18 protein-coding genes and 1 tRNA gene are annotated in these 25,895 nt (G+C 37.6%); 3 read left to right on the top strand and 16 right to left on the bottom strand.

What is annotated here, in order from left to right; genetic code table 11:
- Positions 1-140 precede the first annotated feature (140 nt).
- From ALGA_RS10060 to folB, 4 genes are all read right to left on the bottom strand, one after another.
- Entirely contained in the window at positions 141-476 is a 336-nt protein-coding gene (locus tag ALGA_RS10060) for a cupin domain-containing protein (protein ID WP_096429190.1), read from the bottom strand.
- A 92-nt stretch (positions 477-568) separates the two neighbouring features.
- Positions 569-757 (bottom strand): ferredoxin, encoded by a 189-nt coding sequence (locus tag ALGA_RS10055; RefSeq protein WP_096429189.1) that lies wholly within the window; start codon positions 755-757, stop codon positions 569-571.
- A 643-nt stretch (positions 758-1,400) separates the two neighbouring features.
- A tRNA-Cys gene (locus ALGA_RS10050) sits at positions 1,401-1,471 on the bottom strand.
- 116 nt (positions 1,472-1,587) lie between these two features.
- Complete coding sequence (gene folB, locus ALGA_RS10045) at positions 1,588-1,938, bottom strand: dihydroneopterin aldolase (RefSeq protein WP_096429188.1); 351 nt, start codon at positions 1,936-1,938, stop codon at positions 1,588-1,590.
- 254 nt (positions 1,939-2,192) lie between these two features.
- On the opposite strand from folB, the gene ALGA_RS10040 reads away from it, so the two are divergent.
- Entirely contained in the window at positions 2,193-3,905 is a 1,713-nt protein-coding gene (locus ALGA_RS10040; RefSeq protein ID WP_096429187.1) for a glutamine--tRNA ligase/YqeY domain fusion protein, read from the top strand.
- Positions 3,906-4,254: 349 nt separating this feature from the next.
- Here ALGA_RS10040 and gltX read toward each other — a convergent pair whose 3' ends face one another.
- From gltX to ALGA_RS10020, 4 genes are all read right to left on the bottom strand, one after another.
- Positions 4,255-5,787, bottom strand: coding sequence for a glutamate--tRNA ligase (gltX, locus tag ALGA_RS10035; RefSeq protein ID WP_096433568.1), 1,533 nt, complete (start codon positions 5,785-5,787; stop codon positions 4,255-4,257).
- 76 nt (positions 5,788-5,863) lie between these two features.
- Positions 5,864-6,253: a response regulator gene (locus tag ALGA_RS10030; protein ID WP_096429186.1), complete on the bottom strand. Its 390-nt coding sequence runs from the start codon at positions 6,251-6,253 to the stop codon at positions 5,864-5,866.
- A gap of 221 nt (positions 6,254-6,474) precedes the next feature.
- Positions 6,475-9,072 (bottom strand): adenosylcobalamin-dependent ribonucleoside-diphosphate reductase, encoded by a 2,598-nt coding sequence (locus ALGA_RS10025; RefSeq protein ID WP_231706112.1) that lies wholly within the window; start codon positions 9,070-9,072, stop codon positions 6,475-6,477.
- Between the two features lie 335 nt (positions 9,073-9,407).
- Positions 9,408-10,631, bottom strand: coding sequence for a 3-deoxy-D-manno-octulosonic acid transferase (locus ALGA_RS10020; protein WP_096429184.1), 1,224 nt, complete (start codon positions 10,629-10,631; stop codon positions 9,408-9,410).
- Positions 10,632-10,776: 145 nt separating this feature from the next.
- Here ALGA_RS10020 and ALGA_RS10015 point away from each other — a divergent pair, with 145 nt between their 5' ends.
- Both ALGA_RS10015 and ALGA_RS10010 read left to right on the top strand, forming a co-directional pair.
- Entirely contained in the window at positions 10,777-14,229 is a 3,453-nt protein-coding gene (locus tag ALGA_RS10015) for a hypothetical protein (RefSeq protein ID WP_145957608.1), read from the top strand.
- Between the two features lie 899 nt (positions 14,230-15,128).
- The gene (locus ALGA_RS10010; protein ID WP_096429182.1) at positions 15,129-15,992 is read left to right on the top strand and encodes an HAD family hydrolase; all 864 of its coding nucleotides are present in this window, start codon (positions 15,129-15,131) and stop codon (positions 15,990-15,992) included.
- Here the strand turns inward: ALGA_RS10010 and ALGA_RS10005 are convergent.
- The 8 genes from ALGA_RS10005 to ALGA_RS09970 all read right to left on the bottom strand — a co-directional run bounded on the left by ALGA_RS10005 (position 15,958) and on the right by ALGA_RS09970 (position 25,894).
- Positions 15,958-17,181, bottom strand: a complete 1,224-nt coding sequence (locus tag ALGA_RS10005; RefSeq protein WP_096429181.1) for an alanine dehydrogenase — start codon at positions 17,179-17,181, stop codon at positions 15,958-15,960. The genes ALGA_RS10010 and ALGA_RS10005 overlap by 35 nt on opposite strands.
- Before the next feature lie 87 nt (positions 17,182-17,268).
- Entirely contained in the window at positions 17,269-17,685 is a 417-nt protein-coding gene (gene tsaE / locus ALGA_RS10000; protein WP_096429180.1) for a tRNA (adenosine(37)-N6)-threonylcarbamoyltransferase complex ATPase subunit type 1 TsaE, read from the bottom strand.
- A 25-nt stretch (positions 17,686-17,710) separates the two neighbouring features.
- Entirely contained in the window at positions 17,711-19,264 is a 1,554-nt protein-coding gene (gene porX, locus ALGA_RS09995; protein WP_096429179.1) for a T9SS response regulator signal transducer PorX, read from the bottom strand.
- An 84-nt stretch (positions 19,265-19,348) separates the two neighbouring features.
- Positions 19,349-22,924, bottom strand: a complete 3,576-nt coding sequence (porW, locus tag ALGA_RS09990; RefSeq protein ID WP_145957607.1) for a type IX secretion system periplasmic lipoprotein PorW/SprE — start codon at positions 22,922-22,924, stop codon at positions 19,349-19,351.
- 240 nt (positions 22,925-23,164) lie between these two features.
- Positions 23,165-24,262: an Mrp/NBP35 family ATP-binding protein gene (locus ALGA_RS09985; protein ID WP_096429177.1), complete on the bottom strand. Its 1,098-nt coding sequence runs from the start codon at positions 24,260-24,262 to the stop codon at positions 23,165-23,167.
- Positions 24,263-24,326: 64 nt separating this feature from the next.
- Positions 24,327-24,665, bottom strand: a complete 339-nt coding sequence (locus ALGA_RS09980) for an MGMT family protein (protein ID WP_096429176.1) — start codon at positions 24,663-24,665, stop codon at positions 24,327-24,329.
- 3 nt (positions 24,666-24,668) lie between these two features.
- Positions 24,669-25,406, bottom strand: coding sequence for a tRNA (guanosine(46)-N7)-methyltransferase TrmB (gene trmB / locus ALGA_RS09975; protein ID WP_231706110.1), 738 nt, complete (start codon positions 25,404-25,406; stop codon positions 24,669-24,671).
- Between the two features lie 17 nt (positions 25,407-25,423).
- A complete protein-coding gene (locus ALGA_RS09970; RefSeq protein WP_096429174.1) occupies positions 25,424-25,894 on the bottom strand; it encodes a gliding motility lipoprotein GldH in 471 nt (156 codons plus the stop codon).
- Position 25,895 lies beyond the last annotated feature (1 nt).

Raw genomic sequence — 25,895 nt, 5'->3', positions numbered from 1 at the left:
AAAATATGATCGATTCTAAACTTAAAGTTTGTTAAATAAATCATAAAAAGCACTAGCACAATAACATAAAGCCTTGTCTCAAAAAGTATAGCTCACTCACTTTTCAGCAAATGAGCTATTCATTTTTATAAACTCAGCAGCTACTTATTTTTAAGCCAAGCAGGATTTGGTGTTTTTATTACCAAAATTCGCAATGTAGCATCACTCTCATTCCTCCATCCATGACCAGCATTTGCAGGACTCTCAATTAGGGTATTCGCTTCTACTTCTTTGCTTTCATCACCAATTTGAACAATTCCCTGGCCTTCCAAAACCAAAAAGCAAATATCTAAAGGGGCAGCATGCTTGCTTATTACATCACCCGGCTTTAAATTCAGGTGTATCATCATCATGTGTTCATTTTGGTAAAACTTTCTAGCTTCAACCCCATGATTGTTTATAAAAGCTTCTGTTTCAAATATCTTTCTTATCTCCATGATTTACTGTTTTAACTTGGTTTTGTGTTACTATCTACAAATATCTACCTTCCCAATTGGCTAACTAGTACCAATTTTATTCCAACAGCATCCTATTCGTATTTTATTACCTCAACCGGACAAGCATCCGCGGCCGCTTTTATTCCTGATGCGTACTCATTAAAATCAACATTCAATTTCACGTTAGACACATCGTCTACCACAAAAACTTCAGGACAAATCTCCTCACAAATACCGCAGGCAATACAACCATCTTCAATCCAAACCTTAGCTATCGTCATTTTTTACTCCTTTTTTTATCCGCCACTTTCGTGATCTGTTCACTAGCTAGCTATTTTAATTTTCTCTTTTATTTTGTTTGATCTTTAACAAAGATCTGGCTTTCAAATTAAAAAAACTGTACCATATGGTACAAGTGCCAATAAAAAACCCAAGTGTGTAATTCGATTTGTCTTTTCAAATCATTACTAACCGGATAAATTCGCCATTATATTATTTTCTTTCGTGCTTACAGACCTAGCCTATTTACATCCCTACGGGATTATTAACAGCTCCAGAGGAGCGATAATAGGGTAGATAACGGACAATCAACAAAAAAGAGCCCCGTAGGTGGCGATACCATGCAAAAACAAGCGAATAGAACTCTTTGCTCATGCGGTTTACAGGAAGCAGTATAAAGGCTGTCGATTATAGCATGCAAATTGCAGGAAGGTTTACACAGAGCAACTAAAGTCTAACCCTGGAAATACCACTTACACACTTTGCGGGACAGTGTCTAAAAAAGCAAAAGCCACATAGTTTTAGTAACTGTGTGGCTATATTTCATATTCCTGTAAAGAAGAAGTTCTATTGGAGTAAAATAAAGAAACCGTCAGGCATAAAAAACAAAACGCTTAACTTTTAGCAAGTTAAGCGTTTTTATAGAGGTCTCTGGCGGATTCGAACCGCCGTAGACGGTTTTGCAGACCGTTGCCTAGCCACTCGGCCAAGAGACCTTATTTCCTGTTAAGGCGTTGCAAAGATATAAATTTCTGTTTTACTCCCGCAAACTTTTTTCAGCTTTTGTAATAAAAATATCACTATATTTTGCAATACAGACCTAATCAAAGAATTAACGAGACAAAGTTAGGCTCACTTTTTCAATTTGGCCTCCCATTGGAGGATTCATTTTAGATACTTTTACTGTTGCATGCTCTAATTCGTCGAAATTTTTATACAAAACATCTAAAATTCTCTCGCCAACATGTTCCAGCAAATGAGATTTAATTTGCAATTGCTCCTTAATCATTTCGTAAGCACGCTGATAATTTAAGGCATCACCAATAGAATCTGATTTTACGGCCTTTTCGGCGTTATACTCCATGCGGACATACACGATAAACTTATTACCGACAATTTGCTCTGCCTTAAAACAACCATGATAGGCATAAAATTCCATGCCTTCTAATTCAATAATTCCCATTTTTTTTTGTTGTGTTATTCTTTGGCGAAAATAAGAGATTAAATTACAAGTACAAAATCGCAATTTTTTGTGCTCTTAACGAAACATAGCTAAGTAATATTGAGGGAATTTCTATACTTTTGTTTTTCGTTTAAAAATATAGCTGATCAATCAAATTATTGTAAATTTATTGAATCGCATTTCGAAACGAAAAGCAAGGCAAGATTCATTTCTGAATCTTAGGCAAATACATGTATCATTTAAAATTGAGTAGTATGGATAACAAAAATGTAAAAGAAGAGAATGTTAAAGAAAGCAAATCTCTTAATTTTATCCAGCAGATTATCGAAGAAGATCTGAAAAACAATGTGAATGATGGTAGAGTACACACACGATTCCCACCAGAACCAAACGGGTACTTACACATCGGACACGCTAAGTCGATATGCCTAAATTTTAGCCTTGCCCAGCAATATCAGGGAAAATGTAATTTACGTTTCGACGATACAAATCCTGTTAAAGAAGACACCGAGTATGTAGATTCTATTATGAATGACATCAAGTGGCTAGGATTTAAGTGGGATGGCGAGCCTATGTATACTTCCGATTATTTCCAACAATTGTATGATTGGGCTGTGAAGTTGATTACGGATGGCAAAGCCTATGTGGATGATCAGTCTGCGGCTCAAATTGCTGAGCAAAAAGGAACACCAACTGTTCCTGGAACTGAAAGCCAGTTTCGCAGCCGTAGCGTTGAAGAGAATCTTGACTTATTTCAAAGAATGAAGAATGGCGAATTTAAGGATGGAGAAAAAGTTCTTCGTGCAAAAATCGACATGACTTCATCAAATATGCACCTCCGCGATCCATTGATGTATCGTATCATGCATGCACATCATCACCGTACAGGCGACCAATGGTGCATTTACCCAATGTATGATTATGCTCATGGTGAGTCGGATTATATTGAAGGCATTACACACTCTATATGCACTTTAGAATTTGAAGTTCACCGTCCCTTATACGAATGGTTTGTAAATAATTTAACAGAAACTGAATACCGACCAAAACAGCGTGAATTTGCTCGTTTGAACTTAAGCTACACCGTAATGAGTAAGCGTAAGTTACTCGAATTGGTAAAGGACAATCACGTTAAAGGATGGGATGATCCACGTATGCCAACCGTTTCGGGATTACGAAGAAGAGGATATACTGCTGCTTCAATTCGCAATTTTGCAGATACCATTGGTGTTGCAAAACGCAACAACGTAATTGAGGTATCCTTATTGGAACATTGTGTTCGTGAAGATTTAAACAAGATTGCAACTCGTGTGATGGGTGTTTTAAATCCTGTTAAGCTGATCATCGACAACTATGCTGAAGGCGAAGAAGAATGGCTACGCATCGATAACAATCCTGAAGATGAAAATGGAGGAACCCGCGAAATTCCATTCTCCCGTGAATTGTACATCGAGCGTGATGATTTTATGGAAGATGCTCCAAAGAAATTCTTTAGAATGACTCCTGGTCGCGAAGTTCGTTTAAAAGCTGGCTACATTGTAATGTGCGAGAATGCAGTTAAAGATGCTGATGGAAACATCACCGAAATTCATTGTACTTACGATCCAAAATCGAAAAGTGGTAGTGGTTCGGAAGAAAGCAATCGTAAAGTCAAAGGAACTCTTCACTGGGTTTCTGCAAAGCATGCAGCTAAAGCAGAAGTACGTATCTATGATCGTTTGTTCAATCATGAAGCTCCGGATGCTCAGAAAGAAACAGACTTTAAAGAGTTTATTAATCCTGATTCTTTACAAATTTTGAGCGAGTGTTACGTTGAACCAAGCTTGAAAAGCAGTAACTCTGAAGATCATTTTCAGTTTACCCGATTGGGTTATTTCTCAGTAGATAAAGATTCTACCGCAGAAAAATTGGTTTTCAACCGTACGGTTTCTTTAAAAGATTCCTGGTCTAAAAACCAGAAGAAGTAAATTAAGATAATTGATTATATATAAACCTGTTGGGATTTTCCCGACAGGTTTTTTGTTTCGTAAATCTTTTTACGCCAAATAGAAAAGGCAACATTTACATTTCAAACACCCCTCTAAATCTCCCCTGAAAGGGAGACTTTAAAAAAATCTGTCAGTTTTATTTTATGAATTCCAACAGTCCAAATAATTGCGGTATCACTAAGGACCTCACTTAAAGTGAGACTCTCAGTTTAAGACTCCAACTGTTTTACCGTTTAACTTTTGGTCCCTTCAAAACCTTACTTGACTTTCCTAAAAACAAAAAACCACTCCCCGAAGGAAGTGGTTGAGATATGAGAATTTGTCTCGTTTATTTTTTAATGTTCTCCATTGCGTAATCCAAACGGGCAATGGTTTCCTTTTTTCCAAGTATTTCGATGATATCGAACATGTGAGGACCTTTAGCGGCACCCACCATAGCCAAACGGAAAGGATTCATCACTTTTCCAAAACCAATTTCTTTAGCAGTGATCCATTCTTTTACAATTTCTTCCGAATTAGCAGACGAAAAATCTTCAATTCCTTCCAGAATGCCTTTCAATTCCGCAACCAAAGCCGGTGTATCCTCTTTCCAGCCTTTTTTTACTGTCTTTGCATCAAACTCAGTCGGTGCTTCAAAAAAGTAATTTACATGCTCCCAAAGCTCCGAAACAAAGTCTACACGATCTTTAACCATCCCACAAACCCTATTCACAGTTTCCTGATCAGCCTCAATTCCTTTTACCTTCAATACTTGCTCTGCAAATAATCCACCTATCTCCTCATCCGATTTGTTTACTAAATACTGACGATTGAACCATTTGGTTTTTTCCGGATCGAACTTAGAACCCGATTTACCAACACGTTCCAATGAGAATGCCTGAGAAAGCTCTTCCATGGAGAAGATCTCTTGCTCTGTTCCCGGATTCCAACCTAAAAACGCCAGCATATTTATGAAAGCTTCAGGAAAATATCCGCCTTCGCGATATCCTGATGCAATCTCATTTGTTTTAGGATCGGTCCATTCCAATGGAAATACCGGGAATCCTAATTTATCACCGTCACGCTTGCTCAATTTTCCTTTTCCAACTGGCTTTAAAATCAATGGAAGGTGAGCGAATTTTGGCATATCAACTGTCCAACCAAAAGATCTGTACAACAAAACATGCAAAGGCATAGATGGCAACCATTCTTCCCCACGAATTACGTGAGAAATCTTCATTAGGTAATCATCCACCACATTGGCCAGATGATAAGTCGGCATTCCGTCTGATTTGAACAACACTTTATCGTCTAAAGCGGAAGTATTGAATACCACATGACCACGAATTTCATCATCCAAATGCAATTCTTCACCAACAGGCATTTTAAATCTCACGACATAAGCTTCGCCAGCATCAATTTTCGCTTTTACCTCATCATCTGATAAAGCCAAAGAATTATTTAAGCCACCACGAGTTTCGGTATTGTATGTAAAAGTTTTCTTTTCTTCTTCGTGTTGATTACGAATAGCGTCCAATTCTTCGGGTGTATCGAAAGCATAATATGCATTTCCCGAAGCAATCAGTTGATCGGCATATTCACGATACATTGGCTTACGCTCTGACTGACGATAAGGCCCGTATTCACCACCCACAGTTGCTCCTTCATCAATCTGAATTCCACACCATTTTAATGACTCTGCAATGTAATTTTCCGCACCGGGAACATATCTTGTTTGATCTGTATCCTCTATGCGCAATAGAAAATCACCATTGTGCTTTCTGGCAAATAAATAGTTGAAAAGGGCTGTTCTAACACCACCCATATGAAGAGGCCCCGTAGGACTAGGAGCAAATCGAACTCTTACTTTCTTATCGTTCATCGTAATATCCATTAATTTGGCAACAAAGATAAGAAATAAGAGGAAAAAAGAAGGGGAGAAAAATCAGAATATAAACTTAAAATAAGAATCGATCAATCATATCCTTTAAACCACCAATATCAATTGGTTTAGATACAAAATCATCGCAGCCAGCAGCCATTATTTCCTCATAAGCTTCGCCGTAATGATAGGCTGTTTGAGCAATTATTGGCATATCCTTATTTATTTTTTTGATATTTCGGGTTGCATCATAACCGTTCATTATAGGCATTTGCATGTCCATTAGCACAAGATCTATCTCTGGATCAGATAGAATAAAATCAAGCGCTTCCTGCCCATCTCTGGCACGAATAATCCTGGCTTTGGTATCCATGAGTATTTCTTCCAAAAATATGAAATTAAAATCCTCATCTTCAGCAACCAACAGCACTTTACCTTCCCAGTTATAATTTGTCGAAAAATCCATAAATAACTAAATATATAATCTCACAGTGATTTAAACTCTAAGGTAATTCATTTATCAGTAACATAAAAAGGAAATTCCAAAGATCTAATCCTTTTGTATAAAAAGATGAGTAAGTACGTTCCTTTTAGGGATAACTATGTAATTCTCAATATTAGATTAAAAAAATGGGAAACTTCAATTGAAGTTTCCCAAATAAATAAGTCTTTATTATAATAGATCGGTTATCCACATTTAGATGTACCACAGGATTGACAAATCAAACATCCTTCCTGATAGATGATATGTTCTGACCCACAACTGGCACATACACCTCCCTTAACTTTGGTTCCATTTGGAATGTATTTTTTAAGAGCACGCTCAACACCATTCTTCCATGTATTGATATTCTCACTATCCAACTGCAAACCTGCAACCAAGTTCACAACACCTTCAATTGGCATTCCGTGGCGAAGCACACCAGAAATTAACTTGGCATAATTCCAAAACTCCTTATCAAATTTGTATGATAATCCTTCGAAAGTCGTTTTAAAACCACGCTTATTGCAAAATTGGAAGTCATAACGAGAACTTCCGTCCTCTTCTCTTCTTTTGATAATTACGCCCTTATTTACCGATTTAGGCAATAAGATACCTTCCTCATCGTCAACAATACCCGTAAATACCTCATATGGTTGTCCTTTATACAATCCAATAAAAGCAATCCATTTTTCCTTGTTGTTTTGGAATCGAACAACTTCAGCTTCCAATTCTTCAGGACGCTTTTCCGGCATGCCTAAATTTTCCTCTTTGGCATCATTAGCAAGCAAAACACCCGAACGAGAACCATCGCGGTAAACAGTACAACCTTTACATCCACTCTTCCAAGCTTCAATGTACAATTCACCCACAAGAGATTCAGGCACATCATTTGGAAGATTAACGGTTACACTAATTGAGTGATCAACCCACTTTTGTACTTTTCCTTGCATGCGAACTTTCTGCAACCAATCCACATCGTTAGAAGTAGCTTTGTAGTAAGGCGATTTTTTCACCAATTCTTCAATCTCTTCATTTGTAAAATGCTGTGCTGCATTAATTCCATTAGCCTCCATCCAGGTAACAAACTTGTGATGAAAAACCACAAACTCTTCCCAGCTATCACCAATTTCATCAACGAAATCGATACGAACATTTTTATCGTTAGGATTTACCTTTCTTCTTCTTTTATAAACAGGCATAAACACAGGCTCGATACCCGAAGTAGTTTGAGTCATCAAACTAGTGGTTCCTGTAGGTGCAATCGTTAAACAGGCAATGTTACGTCGACCGTATTTCACCATTTCCTTATAAAGGCCTTCATCCGCTTTTTTTAAGCGTAAGATAAATGGATTTTTACTTTCGCGCTCTTTATTGTAGATTTTGAATGCACCTCTGTCTTTTGCCATATATACAGAAGAACGGTACGCTTCAACAGCAATTGTCTTATGAACTTCTACTGAAAAATCGATAGCTTCATCAGTTCCATAACGTAAATTTAAACCGGCAAGCATATCTCCCTCTGCAGTAATACCAACACCGGTTCTTCTTCCTTCTTCTGCTTTTGATCGTATGTTTCTCCAAAGATTAAGTTCTACTCTCTTGATCTCCGCATCTTCTGGATCATCAATGATCTTTTCGACAATTGCATCAATTTTCTCCAACTCCAAATCAATGATGTCATCCATCATTCTTTGTGCCATTGCTACATGCTTACGAAACAGTTCGAAATTAAACTCAGCCTTCTCAGAAAATGGATTTTCCACATAACTGTATAAATTAATGGCCAACAAACGACAACTATCGTAAGGACACAATGGAATTTCGCCACAAGGATTCGTAGAAACAGTTTTGTATCCTAAATCGGCATAACAATCGGGAACCGACTCTCTTTCGATAGTATCCCAGAATAGAATTCCCGGCTCAGCCGATTTCCAGGCATTGTGAACAATTTTACTCCAAAGTTTGCCCGCATCAACACTTTTGCTGTAGGTAGGATTCTCTGAATTGATTGGATATTGTTGAGTAAATTCGGTTCCATCAACAACCGCCTGCATAAACTCATCGTGCATTTTTACAGAAACGTTAGCTCCGGTAACTTTGCCTTGCTCCATTTTCGCATCAATGAAATCTTCCGAATCAGGATGGCGAACAGAAACACTTAACATTAGGGCACCGCGACGACCATCTTGAGCAACTTCACGGGTTGAATTGGAATAACGCTCCATAAAAGGAACAATTCCTGTCGAAGTCAATGCAGAATTCTTTACAGGTGAGCCTTTAGGACGAATATGGGAAAGATCGTGTCCTACACCACCTCTTCGCTTCATCAGCTGCACTTGTTCCTGATCGATTTTCATAATTCCTCCGTAAGAATCAGAATCACCATCGTTTCCAATTACAAAGCAGTTCGATAAGGATGCAATTTGGAATTTATTTCCAATTCCAGACATAGGGCTTCCTTGCGGTACGATGTATTTAAAATTTTTCAGAACAGCAAAGATTTCCTCTTCGCTTAGTGGGTTTGGGTAGTTTTTTTCAACTCTTGCAATTTCGCTTGCAATTCGTCGATGCATATCATCCGGAGTCTTTTCATAAATATTTCCATAAGAGTCCTTCAACGCATATTTGTTTAACCAAACACGTGCTGCAAGTTCGTCTCCATTGAAATATTGAAATGTTGCCTGAAATGCTTCTTCGGGGTTGAAGGTTTCGTTCATTTCCGTTGCCTGTTGCTTTTGTTCCTGTACTTCCATCAAGATCGTAAAAAATGGGGTTGTTTTATATAAGTTTCTTTGCTTCACTATCAACAATTTACCCTTTCTAACAGGGTCAATTTCGTAATATGCAAGTTACACAAACACATCACATCGAGCAACAATAAATTTAATATTTAAATGAAAGTTATTCACAATGACATGTTAATATATTGAGATACAATAACTTGACTTTTTCAAAATAACAAAAAGTTTTCCAAAAAGAAAATAACAAGCATTTTCTACATAGGGAAACCAATTGATATAACAAAGAATTTAGTCACCACAAAACAACCGTTTATAAAAACAATTCGAACAAAACGTGGCACCCTCAATAAACATTGAGTATTCAGAAATTGGACCCACTGTTATTTAAAATATGATTAAATAAGGGAAAGAATTTGAGCACTTGCTCCTCTTTTTGAGTCAACGTATTTTTTTGATTTCTGACCGGATAATTGGCGCTCGTTTTCATTTTCGAAGTAGTTATCCAATAGGATTTTCAAATCCTCATACTTTTCATAATAAGAGGAAGAGCCCAATTTAATAAGATCTTTTGCCTCTTGAAATTTGCGGTAATTAGGACCAAAAATAATAGGCAAACCAAAGGTAGCCGCCTCTAAAGTATTGTGAATTCCCCGACCAAAACCACCTCCAATATATGAAACATCACCATATCTGTACAATGATGAAAGAACTCCAATACAATCAATCACCAAAACTTCAGCAGCATCAATTTCCTCTTTCGAGGCATTGGTGTAACGAACCCAAGGCTTCTCAATCTGAGCAACAATATTATTTATGTGATTTTCATCTACCTCGTGGGCTGCAATAATGTATTTGTAATTATTTTCAGAGGTATTGATATACTTAATCAGGAACTCTTCATCTTTTGGCCAGGTGCTTCCAGCTATTAAAACCAGTCTCCCCTGACTAAAGCCTTCCACTTCAGGTAAACTTTTAGATCCGGTGGCAATTGAATACACTCTATCGAATCGTGTGTCGCCTGCTATCGACACATTTTTGAATCCAATGCCATTCAATAAATCTTCTGACTCCTGATTCTGTACGAAAAAGTGCGTAAAAGCGGAGAGCATTCTTCTATGAAATCCGCCCCAAGGCTTAAAAAACAGTTGACTAGGTCTGAAAATAGTGGAAAATATGTAAGTTGGAACATTTCTTTTTTTCAATTCTTTCAAGTAATGATTCCAAAACTCATACTTAATAAAGAATGCCATTTTTGGATTTATCAAATCGACAAACTTTCGTGCATACGAAGGGAAATCGGCTGGCAAATAGAAAATAAAATCCGCGCCAGCGTAATTATTACGAACCTCGTAACCCGATGGGGAAAAGAAAGTCAGTACAATTTTATATTCAGGATGCTCCTCTTTGAACTTTTCGATGACCGGACGACCTTGCTCAAACTCACCCAAAGATGCAGAATGAAACCAAACCAGATTCTCTTCATCTTTAACTGCGGCTTCAATTTTGGAAAACAAATTCTTTCTGCCATCAACCCATTGCTTTGCTTTTGGGTTAAAAAAAGCAGCAATTCGCACCACTAAAACATAGAATCGTATCGAAAGGTTGTAAAAGAGAACCATAATTGAAATTTGTTACTGTTAACCGGAATAGCTTCCTTATATTTATTCTCTGCAAAACTAATAATTTTAGGTGTAGAATTTCGTTTTAGCACCAAGCGATTTCATTTTTACAGGCCAGAAACAATTACTAAAAAGACAAACTCATTTGAGATTCCAAATCCTTTTCATATTGCTGATTTTATCTGGTTTTAAAATGCTTGGTCAGACTCAAAGCAATTTAAGAAGCCAAATCGTACATCTGAACCGCGATACAATTCAATTGGATTCGATGATGATATTACCCGGAACCCTTAAGGTGTATCAGCAGAATGAACTGGTAAATAATGATTTGTATCAGATTATTGTCGGCAAAGGAACTTTTATCCCTTCGCAAGAACTAAAACAAAAAAGCGAATCGGTAAAAATAGAATACCGGATATTCGATTACAATATTACACAGCCAAGATACAATCGGGATTTATCGCAACTAAATCTCTCGGGAAACAACCGACCCAATAGCTTTGCAATTAGTCCATCCTATAACAGAAGAGAGTCGTTTTCGGGCGGGCAACTGGAAAAACAAGGCAATTACACCCGCGGTATCTCTTACGGTAACAATCAGGATGTGGTAGTCAACTCGAACCTGAATCTGCAACTATCAGGGAAACTGACTAATGAAATAAGCATTTTAGCGGCCATCTCAGACAATAACATCCCGATACAACCCGACGGAAACACACAAACCATTAATGATTTTGATCGGATTTACATTCAATTGTACGACGACACAAAAGAACTAACGCTGGGTGATTTTGAAATACAATCTCCCACAGGAAAATTCATGCGCTTCTACAAAAAAGTGCAGGGAGGGAAATTCTCCGGTCTACTGGCAAAAGGAAAAAAGAGCAAAACTGAATTCCGTTCGACCATTAGTGCTTCCATTGCCAAAGGGAAGTTCAACAGAATGGAAGTACAGGGTTCGGAAGGAATTCAAGGTCCTTACCGAATGATTGGCAGCAACAACGAAAGCTATATTATTGTTTTGGCAGGAACCGAAAAGGTTTTTGTAGATGGAAAGCTCTTGAGCAGAGGAGAACAAAACGATTACGTGATTAATTACAACACTGCAGAGCTTACTTTTACCACCAAACAACCAATCACCCGAAACTCAAGAATCATTATTGAATTTGAATACTCAGAAGAAAATTATTCGAGGTATTTGCTTTTTAACGGCAATGAACTGAAAACCAGAACGGGAAAATTTTGGTTCAATCTCTACCACGAACAGGACAGCAAAAGTCAATCAATCGATCAATCGTTAAACGATGAAAGCAAACTGCTGCTTAGTGAGATAGGAGATAATCTGGAATTAGCCAAAGTTCCCAATATTGAAGAAGTTGAATACTCGAACGACTTTGTTTTGTACAAAAAAATTACGCGAAGCATCGGGAGCATTGAATACGACATTTACCAATACTCAACCAATGCCGACAGTGCCATTTACCGGGCCAACTTTTCTTATGCCGGAGTAAATAATGGAAACTACCAGCAAGTTAATGGTGCCGCCAATGGTCGGGTTTACCAATGGATTGATCCGGTAAACGGAATTCCGCAAGGAGAATTTGAGCCTCTTGTGCAATTGATCGCTCCTCAAAAACAAGAATTATTTTCCTTTGGCGGAGATGTGAACCTGACCGAAAACCTGAATTCGAAATTTGAATTGGCGCTAAGCAATCGTGACCTAAACACCTTTTCGACGCTTGATGATGGCGATAATCAAGGCATTGCTGTGGATTTTTCGCTGGAAAAAAACTCCACCTTTACGGATACTCTCAAACTTCTGAAAACGAAACTAAGTTTTCATCACATCAACCAAAACTTTTCGGAAATAGAGCCATTCCGATCGACAGAATTTATACGGGACTGGAATTTACAGGATGACTTTACAGATTCGAACGAGAATTTTTATTCGCTAAGCAATGTTTTTTCGAACCAAAATTGGGGACAGGCTGCATACGAATTCTCTGTTTTGAAAAAGGACAGCGATTATCAGGGAAACAAACATTCTTTGGGTTTGCAGTTTTCAAAAAAGAATCTGGCAATTGATTTTACCGGAAATGCTTTAGCTACCGATCAGGAAAGCCTTGAAACAAAATTTTATCGGCACCAGCTGAATACTTCTTATGCACTTGGCTTTGCCAAAATTGGTGTGCAGACCGAAAGCGAAAACAATCAGTGGGAAGATAAAACCAGTCATGATCTGTTGACAAACAGTTCTTCTTTTAATTCCTATAAAGTATATATCACCAACCGTGATTCATCCGAAAATCAATTTCAGGTCTACTATCAGAAAAGAAAAGATTTTCTGCCCAAGGGAAATGACCTGAAAGCACAAAGCGAATCGCAGGATTTTGGTGCACAAGTCTGGCTGAAGAAGAACAGGAATAATCAGCTGAAAGTAGAAACCATTTACCGGAAACTATCCATTTTGGATAACAGCTACACCGACGAGAAGCCCGAAAATACTTTTTTAGGAAAATTGGAACATCGGGCACGAATTAAAAAAGGATTGCTGCAAACTTCAACCTACTACGAACTGGGATCAGGTTTGGAGAGCGAAAAAGAATTTTCTTTTATAGAGGTAAACGAAGGACAGGGAATTTATCGCTGGACGGATTACAACGGAAATGAAGTGAAAGAGATTAATGAATTTGAGATTGCCAGTTTTAAAGACGAAGCCAATTACATTCGTGTTGGCACCAACACCAACAATTATCAAAAGGTGTTTACCAGCGAATTCCGACAGACATTCAATTTGAGATTGAGTCGACTTAAATCAGAACAGAAATTTGTCTCTTTTTTAAAACGATTCAACAACCGCTTTGCCTACCGCATTTCGAAAAAGAGTTTGGTAAATGATTTTAATCTGTATGCGAATCCTTTCCTGGCTCATGCCTCCAACGAAAACCTCATCACCATCAATTCAAGTTTTCAGAATACCTTTTCGTATCGTAAACCCAAATCGAAAACCAATTGGGACATTATTCATTTAAGCAGCAACGGCAAACAATTGCTTACCCAGGGTTTCGAACGCCGAAAATACATGCAGAACGGATTTCGTTTTCAATGGAAAATTGGAGATTCGAACCAGCTGAGCAACCGAACCGATTTTGGCGAGAAGAACTTAAACAACGAATCGTTTACCGATAAAAATTACTCTTTGAAGGAAATTAAAAACGAATTGAAACTTCAGTTTCAACCAACATTGGCCTTTCAGTTCGGATTGAACTACACCTACAACAGCAAGGAAAACGATTTAGCCACTGAAAAATCGAACACGCACAACATAGGCGCCGACTGTCAATATTCCTTGGCCAAAACCGGCCAATTAATGGCCACGCTTAACTATTTACTGGTTGATTTTAATTCCGAATCGAACAGCTCGATAGCCTACGAAATGCTGGAAGGTTTTTTACCGGGCAACAACACAACCTGGAGCCTGGGCTACAACCAACAACTTAGCAAACTATTTCAATTGAGCGTTTCGTACAATGGCCGCAACAGCGAAGGCGGCAAAACCATTCATGTGGGCAGTATGGAGGTGAGGGCTTATTTTTAGGGCTTAACCTTACCCCTGGACTTCTCCACTTTTCTACCCCTAAATGGACTTCATCGATTTCCGCTTCGCTTCAATCCCCTAAAGGGGACTTTTCCAAACGTGCTATATTTAATTTGAGAGAACTCTAAAAAAACGACTACCCTTAAGCCCCTTTAGGGGTTTGGGGTAAGTGGACGAAACATCTAAAATTAACAACAATTTAAGAAGAGCAATAGTTAGGCGCTTAAAATATGCCATAATAAAAGATGAAGAGAATTTCCTTTTAACCTACCCCTAAATCCCTTTAGCGATTTCAAGATAAGCCCCTCAGGGACACAAAGAGGGTCATCCCGGACAAGATGGAGTGTTTCAGGGACAAGAAGTAGATCATCCCGGACAAGACGGAGTGCTTCAGGGACAAGAAATAGGTCTTCCCGGACAGTGGAAAAGCGCTTCACGGACAGAATGGTGGTGCTCAGGGACAGCGGGCAGGCCATCACGGACAGGAATGTTGTACTCATTTTGGGTAGGGAGAAGGTGAAACCTGGTAGAGAACAATATAAATAGGAACCTAACGTACTTCCCTTAGTGTGGACTCAACCACCTCCAGGATGTCTGTGACTTGTGGTCTAAACTAACTCAACTTCTATTAATCTTTTTCCTTTGGCATAATCTCTTGCACTGCTATATTTGTAATGATGCGACTCAGAACTACTTTACAAGTAAGAAAACCCAATGCAATAAGAATTTGTGTAATTGAGATTATTACGTCTCGCTAATCGCCACAGGTCGCAGACTTGCGGGAGGTGGGAGTCTTCTTTTTGAAAATCAAGAAAATGCATTTCCCTATATAACCATCATCTCTTTTCGAATTGTCAATCTAAATCGGTAAATTGAGAATTCTTCCAAAACTTTCGTTTATGACTCCAAAAATAAAAATCGTAGTTACTGATTTAGATGGCACTTTGCTTCCTTCGCAGGGAAGCATTAGCAAAAAAGATTACGATACTCTGGTGAGTCTTCATGATAAAGAGATTATAAGGGTGATTGCCACGGGAAGAACCCTTTATTCAGCTTTGGCGGTATTGCCCGAAGATTTTCCGATTGATTATCTTATTTTCTCATCGGGAGCGGGCATCATGCAATGGGACACCAAGGAATTGATCTACTCTCAACAAATTGAAGCGGAAGAAGTTTTGGAGTTATCGAAAATTTTAATCGATCATGAGATTGATTTTATGATTCTAGATCCCATTCCATTGAATCATCAATTCTGGTACTATCAAACTGGAAATAAAAATTTAGATTTTGACAGAAGACTGGCTCTCTACAAGCAATTTTCTACACCGGTAGGTAAACTGGAAGACACCAAACGGGATGCTTGTCAGATATTAGCCATACTTCCTAATAGAGTAGATTGGTTTGAAGAGTTAAAGACAAAATTTACTGATATCAAGATTATTCGTGCCACATCACCACTCGATCATGAATCCATTTGGATGGAGATTTTCCCTGAGCACATTTCGAAAGGGCAAGGATGCCAATGGCTATGCAACAAATTACAAATTAAAGCCACTGAATCGCTTGCAATAGGCAATGATTACAATGATTTTGATCTGCTCGATTGGGGTGAACACAGTTTTGTTGTAGCCAATGCTCCCAAAGAATTACGATTAAAATATCAGGTAACTGATAGTGTTATTGAAGATGGATTTGCGAAAGCTGTTGAAAGAATCTTAGAAACACCAACTACATCGCAGCAAGCAACAAATCGATATCTTTAGCCAAAATTCCAAACGAATCGCCCAATCGGCGATTGGTTAAGATTCCCCGGTAAATATATGTTCCATGACGCAAGCCAACATCGTATTTAATAAACTGATGAACGCCTCCGTTATGTCCAATTTGCAACAACAAAGGAGAACAAATATTGCTTAAAGCAAGTGAGGCAGTTCGGGCAACATGAGAAGGTACGTTGGGTACACAATAATGCAAAACACCAAACTTTTTAAATACCGGATCTTTATGAGTGGTCATCATTGAGGTTTCGAAACAACCGCCCTGATCGATACTCAGGTCGATAATAATTGAGCCAGGCTTCATCTTGGCAACCATATCCTCGGTAACGATAAAACCACTTATATTTTTTTCGTAGCGCAAGGCTCCAATTACCACATCGGCAGAAGCCAATGCCTTTTCAAGAACATGAGGATGAAAAATTGAGGTGAAAACACGATGTCCTAAATGATCTTCCAATCTGCGAAGGCGATAAATTGAATCGTCGAACACTTTCACCATTGCACCCAATCCGCTGGCAGCTCTCGTTGCATATTCAGCAGCGGTTCCTGCTCCCAAAACAATCACTTCGGTTGGTGTTATTCCAGTAATTCCCCCCAGCATGACCCCTTTTCCTCCATGAGACTTGCTTAAATATTCACCAGCAATCATTACGGCTGAAATTCCTGCAATCTCGGACATGGAACGAACAACCGGGAAAAAATCATGCTCATCCTTCACCAATTCCAGCGCAATCGCAGTCACTTTCTTTTGCATTAACTTGCGAATGTTCTCACCACATTGACTCTTTATTTGGAGAGCAGAAAAAAGGATTTGATTTCCTCGGAGCATATCAATTTCGGCAGACGAAAAAGGTGAAACCTGCATGATCACATCACATTGATAAATCTCGCTCTTTGCATTAACTATTAGAGCTCCATTATCGCTGTACTCTTTATCTGTATAATTTGAAGCAAGACCAGCGCCTCGCTCAACCATTACATCATGGCCATTATTCACCAAAACTTCGACAGACTGAGGTGTTAAACAAATTCGATTTTCGCCTTTATTCTCTTCTTTTGGGATACCGATTGCTAACTGTTTCCGTCGGCGTTCAACTTCCAACATTTCTTCTTTAGGCTGATAAAATTCTTGCCCAATCGGAAAATTCCTTGATCCTTGACTTCGTGGCGCCATATGCAAAATTGTAATATTAAAAGAGATTTTAACAAGTTAATGAATCTACAATTTAAACAATTTTTTGCTATTATGCATATCCCTTGATTAACGAATGGTAATGGTGCGACTACCATCACTTTCTTCTTCAAAAAGAACCGCTACAGCATCATTCGGCAGAATAGATTCAATTTTTTCGGGCCATTCGATAAAGCACATGGCATTACTGTAGAAATAATCCTCGTACCCAAAATCATAAGCTTCTTTCACATCTTCAATCCGATAAAAATCGAAATGATAAATGATATCCTCTTTTGAAGTATGATACTCGTTCACAATCGAAAATGTAGGACTATTGATGGTGTCTTCTACACCCATTTCATCACAAATGGCTTTTACAAAGGTCGTTTTCCCCACTCCCATTGCTCCATAAAGAGCAAATACACGCTTACTTCCCACCAGTGAAAGAAATTCCTTTGCCACGGCATTAATCTCTTTCAGGGAGTTAATTTTTAATACACTCATTTTTAAAATAATTGATATCTAATTTCTAGCGTGGAGTCAGAGTTATCAATGGAACCAAAACTTCCTCGAGTGAAATTCCTCCATGCTGAAAGGTATTTCGATAATAGGAACTGTAGTGGTTAAAGTTGTTCGGATAAACCAAAAAGTCCTCGCCATGTGCAAAGATATAAGAAGAACTTACATTTACCTGAGGCAGAAGTGCTTTTCGTGGATCCGTTACTTCAAAAACATGTTTTGGATTGTAATTCAGATTCTTACCCATCTTGTATCGAAGGTTTGCATTCGTTTGTCTGTCGCCAATTACCTTAACAGCATTTTGAACCCGTATTGAACCATGATCAGTAGTAATTATCAGCTTCACATTCTTCTCGGCCAGCTTCTTAATCAATTCCAATAACATCGAGTGTTCGAACCACGAAAGGGTTAAAGAACGATAAGCAGCCTCATCAGGAGCCAGATCACGTATCATATCGCTTTCTGTACGAGCATGCGAAAGCATATCCACAAAATTGTAAACAAAAACACTCAATTGAGATTCCAGAATAGCGCTAATGTTCTCCATCACTTTAGCGCCCATTTTTTCGTTATTTATTTTCTCGTAATTGTAGCTTACGTCCTTGTAATCACGTTTCAACTGAAAACCAATAAATTCCTCTTCATGAAGATTTTTACTTGTATCCTCATCTTCATGAATCCAATAACCAGGATGCTTCTTTTGAATGTCCAATGGCATTAAACCTGCGAACATAGAATTTCTGGCATATTGCGTTGCCGTGGGTAAGATGGAATAATACATATCATCATCAACCACCGAATAGTAATTGTTAATTACCGGATATAGTGTTTGCCACTGATCGTAGCGTAAATTATCGATAAGAATAAAAGCTACTTTTTGTCCTTTTTCAAGCAAAGGGTAAACTTTTTCTTTGAATACGGAAGGTGTTAACAGTGGCTTTTCTTTACAATCTGGCTCAAGCCATGTCAGATAATTCTTCTTTATAAATCGGGAAAAAAGATTGTTGGCCTCATTCTTTTGCATGCGCAGAATTTCGTCCATTCCCGTCTCTTCAATATTGGAGAGTTCCAACTCCCAGAACACCAGTTTCCGGTACATTTTCATCCAATCGGTAAAATTGCGGCAATCATTAATCTCCATTCCCAACTGTCCGAATCGCGACTGATAAGCTGTGGTTGTTTTTTCCGAAACCAATCTCTTTTTATCAAGATTTTTTTTAATGGCAAGCAATATTTGCTTTGGATTCACAGGTTTTATCAGGTAATCAGAAATTTGCTTTCCAATCGCATCATCCATAATATCCTCTTCCTCATTCTTGGTAATCATCACAACAGGAAGTGCCGAATCGATCGATTTTATTTCACCCAAGGCTTCCAGACCACTCATGCCTGGCATGTTTTCATCAAGCAGAATCAAATCGAAATGATCCTCCCGAACCATGTCTATAGCATCATGAGCGTTATTACATGATTTTACAATGTATCCTTTCCCTTCTAAAAAAATAATATGAGGTTTCAACAACTCAATCTCATCATCCACCCAAAGTATCGTAATATCTTTCACAAACGTTCATTTTAATTTCATCCAGGAAACAACCTGGCTTACTACTAGTGGTAACGAAAAGCACCTGCTTTTATTTCACCAAATTTACCTAAGATACCACTTCTTAAAGAATTCCAGGTAGATAGCAGGATCGCCATCCTTCATAAAAACATCTAAATTTTCATCAGAAATCACAAAATTTCGATAGTTGACCTTCTCTACCGGTTCAAAAAGCATACGATTCGTAACAATTGCTCTGAAATACATCATGGCCTGTTTTTTATTTCGCATGTTGGTAACCAAAAGAATTTCCCGATTCTCATCCAAGCTGCGAACCTCTATTTTTAAGGTTTTTATGTTGTATTTTTTAATTCCGTTTAAAAGCAGTTTTTTATCAACATTATCAGTCGAATAAACCAATGCAAAATAGTGTGGCGTATCCTCTTTATAAGTATAAATACCTTCCTGAACTAATTCTTCAATAGGCTTAACCTCTGAAACCGTCTCATCATTCAGGTAATTTTCTTTGAAGAAATCAAGATATGGAAATAGTGTTTTACTGATATAAAATTTATTAAAATTTTCCTCGGTAATTACAAAATTTCGATATTCCACATTTGCCAATTGAGCATACACTGACTCATCCTTTATCAAATTTCTAAAATAATTCATTGCCTCCGACTTAGAGCCAACATTATTCACAACAATCATATTTAGATCGGTATCATACTGATCTCTTATGACCGTAAAATCTTTATCATGATTAAAAATATCTGTTCGTAATTTGCCAATATTCACTTTTCGTACCGGCACCAAAAGAATAAATTTATGATTGTCGTTAGAATTAACAGCAAACTTTGTTGAATCCAAGTTAGAATTTACGGATACTAATTTATCATTTCTTCTAACGGTAGTTTTGCTTTCTTGTCTGGCAATATTAAAATAGCTTTTGGTATAAAAATCCAGATAACCTTCAACGTCCTGATTTTTTTTGAAGATCTTAAAGTTGGCACCCGAAATCACAAAATTTCGATAATCTACATCCTCTAAGCCAGCAAAAGCCTTATCATTCGTAATTACTCCGTGAAAGTAATTTAAAGCATCTTGTTTGCCCGTTAAACCTTTCACCATAACCATGATTTGATCTTTGTTTAAAGAGAGTCTGTCCACTTTAAATACACGGTCATTGTAACTTTCCGAATTGTATTTTGAGATATTAAATAGAATCCGGTTAGGATCCGCATCTTTCTTATCAAACAGCAATACAAAGTAATGTTCCTCTGTTTCTGCAAATTTATAAATGGGCTTCTCTTTTACATCTTTCTTTGTATCAGCAACTGCAACAGTAGCCTGTTCAGCTTCCATTCGCCAGTTTCTAAGCAAACGATTTTGTCGGGCCTGTTCCATATCCAATTCAGAATACTGCATAGGAACCGCGCCATAATCAAGCGCTTTAAGAATGGCTTTTGCCGTATTTGCAATTTCAGCTGTTGGTTTCGACTCAATCAACTGATCCAGTGATTGTCTAAATTGCGACATGTCTTTTGTTCGGCCAATGCACAAGGCTCTCAAAAATAAAAAGTTAGGACGCAAATCACTTTCCGGATATCTTAATAAACCTTCATTACAGCTCTTTATCACTCTCAGATAGTAGAAATTCTGAAAATCCTCATATGCTGATGCATACAATTGATTTGCCTTTTGACCTTCAGCTTCAATTTTTGCAAAGAAATTAGGATCACTAAGCGCTTTTGCATAATCGCTCCCCTTAAATTCACTTAATATTTTATTTTTATAGTCCTTGGCTTTCGCAGAGTTTCCTAGTGTATTGTTTAACGAATAAGCATGGTAGTAGGCCGATAATAGATATGGATTATCAGGGAATCTATTAATAAGAATTTCCATTGTTTCCAATGCCTTCTCCATATTATCCAATTTCTCTTCGTATACCAGCGCTGCCTGATACAAGCCCATCATGATTCTCTCATTGGATTTTCCGATTCCAGCCTTTGTCATTGGCAAATCAACCAGATAATAATCTTTCGATTTTGGATCTTTTTTTAATGACGGATCCATTGGATCAGCACCTGTATTATCTTCCAAGGTCAATTCGACATCTTCCAGACTCATTGCCGATTTATTTTTCCGTCTCCAATTATCTTCTAACTTTCGTCGTCCCCATTTACGCTGGAAATCTGATTTTCCCAAACCAATATTAGTCGGATTATAAAAGTACCAGTTCCCCTGAGTTGTTGTTCCTCTATTGGAGTTTCCCAACATATTATTCTGACTAAAAAATGCTCTGTCGGAAACCGCCTCTGATTCCTTCAATTTTTGTTCTCTTTCCTTATCTTTAATTTTTTGAATGAATCCCTGAATCAGTTTATCCCTATCTTCAGAACTCATGGAAGCAACATTTTGCAAACTATCTTCTCTTTCAACCAAATTAAGATTGTTCACTAATTCGGTCAAATTTCCAATCCTTACTGATATTTCAGAATAATTTGGATAATCTTTTCCCAGATAGGTCATGGAACTATCATAACACATTTGAGATTTTGGATAATTCAAATCTTCAAAATAGTAATCACCTAATTTTAAAAATGATATTGCTTTTTGATTTTCATTGTAAACCGTCCGTTTCGTCGATTCCCAATAATTAGGGATTGCAGAATCCATGTTCCCATCCTTCACGTCCATTTCCGCAAGAGCGTAGTAAATCTGATCCTGATATTCCGTATTTTTTTCATCACGAAGCATTTTCCTCAAACTCTTCCTGATTTCTGCCCCATTCTCATTGCCTGTGTATGACAATGCTCTGCTAATTTTAGCATTAAAAGTCATCTCGTAAGATGCATTTAAGTCAATCACTTCTTGCAGCGTGCGCGAAGCGGCATCTGGCTCCCCAAGCTTTTGATAAAGTTGTGCTGTTAGATAGTAGTATCGTGCCTTTTTAACTTTAGAATTTACAAGTATAATCGCTCTTCCCAATTCATCAATTGCCCTCCCGTATTCTTCTTTTTGAATTGCACTACTTGCACGCAAGCTTGATATTTCAAGTCTAAAACCTTTAGGTAGTTTGGGATCATCAGCCAAGCGATCCAATATTTCTCCTCCTGCGATCAGCTCTCCTCTGTCGATTAAACTACGGGCTAAACCAAGTTTTGCCTCTGGTATTAATTCTGATTCCGGATATTCTTTCAAAATAAATTCGAATGCTTTTTCGGACACCCGATGTTCCCCTTTGTAAAATTTTGCCTTTCCAATTAACAGGTAACAATCATCTATCCAGTCATTGTATTCCTTCTTTTTTCTAAACTCCTTATATTTTTCCGATTGATTGCCTCTTTTTCGTTTAGGCTTTCGGGTAATTGAATGAATTTTTATTGCCTTAGCAGCTTTTTCAATGGTTCTGTCCATATCGGAAGTCGACAAAGCTCTGGCATTTGGGTCTTGATACTCAAAAACAGGAAGAAGCAAAGAATAATTCTCGATAATTCCGTCTTCAATTTTCTTTTCACCTTTCTTCAGGCTTTCTTTCCCATTAAAATAAACATTGTAATGCGTGGTCATTGCATGATATTGTCTACTTACAAATGTGTTTTTCTGATTGGAACAAGCAAACACAAATAGTAGACAAAAAACAACTACAAACCCTTTTTGAAAAAATTTACTATCCAAGACTTATCGTTTTGTTAGATAACAGTTAAAATCAAGAAATTAGTATACAAAGAAACAATAAAAAGTAAGAATTAACTTCATAATTTCTTCATAAAGTATAATAATCAAACAGTTAATCTAAATCTGATTACTAAAATTAATATACTTGAAAATTATTAAAACTTTCTGAATATAAGCTTATTTAGCCAAAAATAAAAAAGGAGCATCAGATGCTCCTTTTTAAATCATAATATATAATCTCTATCGAGTTATTTCTACACGTTTTGTAGGATCCTTATCGGCATTTCTTTTATCAACAACCGACATTAGCTTAGATGCCAAATCGGCGAAAGCCATACCCGTTACTGTATCTGTATTAACAGCAGCAGGAATTCCATTATCGCCACCTTCTCTAATACTCTGTACAATTGGAATTTGTCCCAACAGATCAATTCCTTTTTCTTCCGCAAGTTTTTTACAACCATCCTTGCCAAAAATGTAATATTTATTCTCAGGTAATTCAGCAGGAGTAAACCATGCCATGTTTTCAACCATTCCCAAAACAGGAACATTTACGCCAGCACCTTCAAACATGCTAATCGCTTTAATTGCATCAGCCAAAGCTACTTCCTGAGGTGTACTAACAATAATAGCACCTGTAACCGGAACTGTTTGCACCAAAGTAAGGTGAATATCACTTGTCCCTGGAGGCAAATCGATCAATACAAAATCAAGATCGCCCCAGTTTCCTTCTTCAATCAGTTGTTTTAATGCATTCGAAGCCATTGGTCCACGCCAAACGGTTGCCTGTGCAGGATCAACAAAGAATCCTATTGACAACATTTTCACACCAAATTTTTCGTGTGGCTCAATTCTATCCTTATCGTCAATCTTTATCAAACTCGGACGGGCAGATTCAGAACCAAACATTTTAGGAATCGATGGACCAAAAATATCTGCATCAATCAAACCCACCTTAGCGCCGGCATTGGCCAAAGCCACAGCCAGATTCGTAGCAACAGTCGATTTTCCAACACCACCTTTACCCGAAGCAATTGCAATAATATTTTTCACATTCGGAAGAACACCCGGTTCATCAACAATATGAACCGCCTTAACTTTAATATTTCCTTTTATTTCAGCCTCTTTATCAACAAATTTCAAAATAGCCGAAACACAAAGTTTCTTTAAAGTAATGATCTGAGGATCATCCGATTTTTGAAAAACCAGATCAAAACCTATTTTCTTACCTTCAATCTTAATGTTACGAACCATATCCAGGGCCATGATATCCTTATCGGAACCTGGAAACTTCACCAAATGCAAAGCATCTGTAACCTGTTTTTGAGTATAACTCATGATATATTAAATTTTAAGTCTTTGAATTTATTACAAAGCACAAATGTATGTATTTAGATTCTATTTAAATAGCATTCCAGTTGAGTTCTTTAAATGGATCCCAAAAAACCTGATCAAAATTTTGAATTTGGTCGTCGAGAACCACAAGTCCTTCACTTTCGAGCAATTCCTGCATTAAATTCTCACCTGGAAAGTGATGTTTTCCTGAAAGTATTCCCAATCGATTTACTACACGATGTGCCGGAGTATATTCTTCATGAGCATGACACTGATTCATTGCCCATCCAACCATTCTTGAACCACGAGGTGAACCCACAAAACGGGCAATTGCACCATAGCTGGTAGCACGTCCTGCTGGAATTAAGCGTACTACATCGTAAATTCGGGAATACAAATCAGACATTTATTATTCTTTTTTTACCCTGCCATAGCTTCGGTACCAATCCAATTCAATTTCTACATCAGGTTCAACAAACTCGGTTTTTCCCTCAAGCATAAATTTATGATACTTAATCGGAATTCCCCGGTTCAAAAACTGTTGCTCGTAGAAAGTTCTGATGGAGAGAATTTCATCCGCTTTGCCGGAAGTATACAAATCGTCGGTATCAACAATAACTTTTAGATTGTTCTCCTTGATTACGTATTTAGTGTATTCATACAGAAAGTTACTATCCGATTTCAAGTGAATAATTCCATCTATAGAAAGGAGTTCACTGTAGAGCTTTAAAAATCGGGTTCCTGTCAATCTTTTGCGCGTTTTTTTCATCTGAGGATCAGGAAAAGTAATCCATATTTCGGCAATTTCTCCTTCTTCAAATATCGATTGAAGCAACTCTGCATAGTTTCTGATGAAAGCAACATTACCCAGACCATTATCAAGTGCTTCTTTTGCACCACAGTAGATACGAGCTCCCTTAATGTCTATGCCAATAAAATTTTTATTTGGAAATTGCTTTGCCAAACCGACTGTATATTCACCCTTTCCGCAACCCACTTCAAGAACGATCGGATTGCTATTCTTAAATACATCCTTATTCCACTTTCCTTTGTATTGATAGTTAGTTTTCCAAACTTCGCTGTGGGTAGGTTCAAAAACATTATCAAAAGACTTCATTTCAGCAAAGCGCTCTAATTTATTTTTCACTAGTAATACCTCTTATATTATTTATCTTCCTTCTCAATGCGAATTCCAACATTCACAATCCCCTGTAATTTCAGGTCGTACATTCCCTGACCAATTTCAAACACATATTTTCCCGATTTCGGGAAAACAACCTTTTGTTTAAACGGTACCTGTAAATCAAAAATATCACCAAATCCTGTACCATACCAATCTCCGGCATCATCCGCTAGGTTGATCTCAATTTTCTTCTCTTCCACCTCATTATCCGGACTTATTATTTTTACAAACAGCCACAAATTACTGTATGCATAATCTCCTGAATTGCGCAAATTAATAAATACATTGTGTGCCTGAATTGTATCTGTAATTTCCACTTCGAAGCGAAGAATATTTTCCTGATTCCACTCGAAATCAGGAATATCCTCATACTGTTCGTACACCCTGTTTGAATCACAGGAAAATGCAGAAATCGCTATTAGCAAAGCACAAATAATTCTTCCTAGTTTCATG

Source organism: Labilibaculum antarcticum (assembly GCF_002356295.1).
Taxonomy (GTDB): Bacteria; Bacteroidota; Bacteroidia; order Bacteroidales; family Marinifilaceae; genus Labilibaculum; species Labilibaculum antarcticum.
Note: the sequence above shows the minus strand (reverse complement) of the source record. Positions and strands in the feature narration are given on the sequence as shown.

Excerpts from the sequence above, each read along its gene's own strand:
- folB (WP_096429188.1), bottom strand. The coding sequence starts at position 1,938 with ATGGGAATTATTGAATTAGAAGGCATGGAATTTTATGCCTATCATGGT.
- ALGA_RS10030 (WP_096429186.1), bottom strand. The coding sequence starts at position 6,253 with ATGGATTTTTCGACAAATTATAACTGGGAAGGTAAAGTGCTGTTGGTT.
- ALGA_RS10010 (WP_096429182.1), top strand. The coding sequence starts at position 15,129 with ATGACTCCAAAAATAAAAATCGTAGTTACTGATTTAGATGGCACTTTG.
- ALGA_RS10005 (WP_096429181.1), bottom strand. The coding sequence starts at position 17,181 with ATGGCGCCACGAAGTCAAGGATCAAGGAATTTTCCGATTGGGCAAGAA.
- ALGA_RS10060 (WP_096429190.1), bottom strand. The coding sequence starts at position 476 with ATGGAGATAAGAAAGATATTTGAAACAGAAGCTTTTATAAACAATCAT.
- ALGA_RS09970 (WP_096429174.1), bottom strand. The coding sequence starts at position 25,894 with ATGAAACTAGGAAGAATTATTTGTGCTTTGCTAATAGCGATTTCTGCA.
- ALGA_RS09980 (WP_096429176.1), bottom strand. The coding sequence starts at position 24,665 with ATGTCTGATTTGTATTCCCGAATTTACGATGTAGTACGCTTAATTCCA.
- gltX (WP_096433568.1), bottom strand. The coding sequence starts at position 5,787 with ATGAACGATAAGAAAGTAAGAGTTCGATTTGCTCCTAGTCCTACGGGG.
- ALGA_RS10040 (WP_096429187.1), top strand. The coding sequence starts at position 2,193 with ATGGATAACAAAAATGTAAAAGAAGAGAATGTTAAAGAAAGCAAATCT.
- ALGA_RS10055 (WP_096429189.1), bottom strand. The coding sequence starts at position 757 with ATGACGATAGCTAAGGTTTGGATTGAAGATGGTTGTATTGCCTGCGGT.
- ALGA_RS09985 (WP_096429177.1), bottom strand. The coding sequence starts at position 24,262 with ATGAGTTATACTCAAAAACAGGTTACAGATGCTTTGCATTTGGTGAAG.
- ALGA_RS10020 (WP_096429184.1), bottom strand. The coding sequence starts at position 10,631 with ATGGTTCTCTTTTACAACCTTTCGATACGATTCTATGTTTTAGTGGTG.
- tsaE (WP_096429180.1), bottom strand. The coding sequence starts at position 17,685 with ATGAGTGTATTAAAAATTAACTCCCTGAAAGAGATTAATGCCGTGGCA.